Origin of the sequence: Methylophaga sp. UBA5088 (assembly GCF_002414625.1) — a bacterium.
Taxonomy (GTDB): domain Bacteria; phylum Pseudomonadota; class Gammaproteobacteria; order Nitrosococcales; family Methylophagaceae; genus Methylophaga; species Methylophaga marina.
In genome coordinates this window covers 30,399-34,669 of sequence record NZ_DIAC01000105.1, presented here as the reverse complement: position 1 = coordinate 34,669, position 4,271 = coordinate 30,399, and the positions used below count along the sequence as shown (strand labels likewise).

Sequence of the window (4,271 nt, the reverse complement as noted above, 5' to 3'; positions counted from 1 at the left end):
GTTTGCAGGAAAATCTTTTTCAAAACCAGATGGTTTTGAGGACGGGCGACATCTTGGATTTAATCTGACCTATCAATACTGAACGGATTCAGGGAGATATGATCATGGAAGATCGTTTCAATAAAAACTATTTAAGCGTACTGATTTCAGCTGCTCTTTTTAGTTCATCACTTTATGGTGCTGGTGCTATGGCGGCTGGGATTACTGTCGATCCATCTGCGCCGGCAAATCAACAGGCCATCATTACGCAAACAGCAAATGGTTTGCCACAAGTTAATATTCAGACGCCCAGTTCAGCAGGGGTATCAAGAAATAAATACAGCCAGTTTGATGTTAGCAAAAAAGGCGTCATTCTTAATAACAGCGCCAGTAACGTACAGACGCAACTGGCTGGCTGGGTACAGGGCAACAGTCTGCTTGCAGGTGGCACAGCCCGAATTATTCTGAATGAAGTGAATTCACAACATCCCAGTTATCTGAATGGACCAACGGAAATTGCTGGAAGCAAAGCACAGCTTGTTATTGCTAATCCTGCTGGTATCAGCTGCGATGGTTGTGGTTTTATTAATGCAGACAGAAGCACGTTAACAACTGGCCGAGCTTTGATGAATAATGGCCAATTGAATGGTTTTCTAGTGGAAGAAGGCAAAATCAGTATTCATGGCGCTGGACTAGATGACAGTGGTACAGCCTATACTGACCTGATGGCCAGAGCCGTGTCAGTCAATGCCGATATCTGGGCAAACAATCTCACTGTCACCACAGGAAAAAACCGGGTTAGTACCACTAACGACATCATAACTAAACTGGATACTGATGATGACCAGCCTAACTTTAGTGTTGATGTCAGTGAGCTCGGCGGTATGTATGCAGGCAAAATCCGTTTAATCGGCACAGAAGACGGCGTTGGTGTTAAACAGTCTGGAGAGATAATCGCTGAGCAACGTTTAACGCTGACAACAGATGGGCGCCTAATAAATTCTGGTGCGATGAGAGCTGAAGGTGCTGGTTCTATCGCAACGGCTGAACTTCAAAATACCGATTCTGGCGAAATTATCTCAGACAATTTACAGATAGTGGCTGATTCGATGATAGACAATGAAGGTCTAATCAATGTTGGTCAATTGCTTATAGAGTCTGAGACAGTAAACAATCAGCCAGACGCACGTATTTATGCTGATAACGCCACGCTCAATACAATAACAATCAATAATAATGCCATCTTGGCTGCCAGAAACAATGTGTCGATATCGACCGAAACTCTCTTCAATAATGAGAATGCGGAAATAGTCAGTCAGGGCAATATACAGATTGCTGGCGTCTCTATCGGTGATGCATTGACATCAGCTCAACAGGTGATTAATTCAGGTGGGCGGATCGAGGCTTCAGGGGATATAGCGATAAATGCTGATGAGCTAAAAAATCTTAATGTCGGGATCAGTACTGAGTGGATGACAGACAGTATTGAGCGAATCATTGAAGTGCAGCCTGAGGGTTGGGCACATAAATATGATGTGAGTCGTTTTCCATTGATTCATAACCATAATGTAGAAGGCCAGCCTTTTACCGATGAGAACGGCAATATCATTCGCTACTTCGAAGACTATACCTATTACGACTACACGGCTAAAACACAAAGCACACATATCATCAGTTCTGCACCCGCCAAAATTATTGCGGCAGGTAATATTGAGCTAAAAGGCGATGTACTCAATAGCGATAGCCAAATTGTGGCAGGTCAAAAGCTGAATATCTCAGGAGGAAGACTACAGAATACTGCTACACCAGGACAAAAAAGAGTCAGTTATAACGGTACACGTCAGTTCAGGGATTGGGATGGAAATGATGAAGAGCTCGATTTTGGTGGAATAGCCCCCTACAGTCCAGCCACCAAAAACACCGAGTTTAATTTAGGAGTCAGTCTACTGGAGCATAGTCATGCTGATATCAAAAGCCTGGCGAATATCCAAACGATAACGATTCCAGTTTTTAATAATGCCATGTTCAGCTTTGTCGACAACCCGACGCAGTTTTATATTGAAACTGATCCACAGTTTCTGGATTACAGAGATTGGTTGAGCTCAGATTATATGTTGCAACAACTCGCCTTTGATCCTGCCAATACAATGAAACGTCTAGGTGATGGTTATATCGAGCAGCGCTTAGTCACTGAACAAGTTGCCCAGTTAACCGGGCATCTCTACCTGAGTGAATATAACGACCAGCAGACACAGTTTATGGCATTGATGAATGCAGGTGTGAGCGTGGCAGAAACACTTCAGTTAACACCGGGTGTGGCAATGACAGCGGAACAAATCGCCCAATTAACGACAGACATTGTTTGGTTAGTGAATACAGAGCTGACACTGGATAATGGCGAGGTAATCACTGCCTTGGTACCGAAAGTGTATATCAAGCCTGAAGCAGGTGACTTGGCTCCAGAAAGTGGTCTGCTGGCGGGGAATGAGGTGACCTTTGATGTACAAAGCCAAATATTTAACTCTGCCAGTATCAGAGGTCAAAAAAACGTTTCATTAGATAGTGAGCGTTACCAACAGCGTGGTGGAGATGTTCAAAGTCAGTCTATTGCTATCAATGCGACAGATATCACGATGGACGGTGGCACTTTAGCGGCCAATCACTCACTTTCACTTGCTGCTGATAACGATATCAATATCAGCAGTTCAATGACTCACAGCAAGCAGGATCAAGCTAACAGCCATTTCGAACGAGACAATATTAAGCGATACGCCAATCTTTATGTGTCTGATGAAACGGGTCAATTAATCGTTGATGCCCAGCGTAATGTTGCACTTAATGCAGCGAATATCGATTTATCAGGAGAGCAGAGCCAGACGCAGATATCTGCTGGACAAAATTTAACATTGGGCACTGTCAATGAGTCAGAAACAAATCTGAGCATAGTTGATAGCCGTGATTTTAATAAGATGTCTGAGCAAAAAGATAGAGGCACATCACTTCGTACAAATGGTGATGTCAGTTTGATGGCAGGAAATACTCTGCAAATCACAGCTGCAGATATTAATTCTCAACAAGGTAAGCTTGAACTCACGGCAAGAGAGGTCAATATTGATAATGGTGAAGCCCGTTATCAATCAGATATTGCCACCTATACTAATCGTTCGAGTGGCTTTAGTACTCGAAAAAAACAACAAAGAGATATATTCAGCCAGCAAACATCTGTGGCATCTTCATTAACAGCCAAAAATATTGCTGTTAACTCTGCAACGAATATCAATGTGAAGGGTAGTCAGGTTCTGGCTGATGAAGGCATTCAATTTAATGCGTCAAAAGATATTAATATCGCGGCTGCAAAGCAATCATTTACTGAGTCCCACTATATAAAAGAGAAAAAATCAGGTCTTTCAGGCACAGGTGGTGCGGGCATCAGTATTGGCACCCGAGAAATGAATACGGAAAATGACATCAAGCAACTGGTTCACAGTAAATCAACTATAGGGGCTTTAAATGGTGATATTTCCATGGTTGCCGGAGAAGCCTTTCATCAAAAAAACAGTGATTTGATTGCAGCGAAAAGTAATGTTGATGTTAGGGCAAAAGATATCAATATCACGAGCCTATATGATAAAACCGAAACAAAGCAGGTAACGGAGTTTTCGCAAAGCGGTTTGTCACTATCGCTAAAAGCGCCGGCTATTTCTGTCGCCACCCAAGCGTATCATCATGCTTTGGGAAGTGTGGAAGAGGACAAAAAGAAAAATCGCGTCCTGAATGGCATTACGGCCTATGTTCAATCTAAGCAACTCATTGAGATGGGGGAGAACACGCTAGATCTTATCAATGAAGGCAAATCCGATGAAGCCTTATCCACCTCAGGGATAAAAATAAGTATCAGTATCGGTAAGTCAGAGAGTAAAACCCAGACGCAGACCCAATCACAAACTTCACAAGCGAGCACCATTCGGGCGGGTCAAAATGTGCGTTTAACGGCAACAGATAAGGATGTGGCAGTCACTGGTAGTGATATTTTGGCGGATGGTGATATTACCATTGATGCTGCTAAGGATATTCATCTTTTAGCCAGTCAAAATACACAACAGCAAAACACCAAAATGACATCAAGTAGCGCCAGCATTGGTCTATCTTTGGGCATTGGTCAGAATACTGGCTTAAGTCTTGATATGGCGATGAGTAAAGGAAAAGGCAAAACGGATAGTCCGGGTGTGTTTTATCAAAATAGCCACATAGAAGCTGCAAAAGCGTTATCCCTAACCACTGGCCATGATCTC

1 protein-coding gene is annotated in these 4,271 nt (G+C 43.0%); it reads left to right on the top strand.

The features are described 5' to 3' along the window. Positions 1 to 104: 104 nt before the first annotated feature. Positions 105 to 4,271 (top strand): hemagglutinin repeat-containing protein (locus B4K20_RS13435; RefSeq protein WP_289283257.1); only part of this gene is annotated, 4,167 nt, incomplete at its 3' end.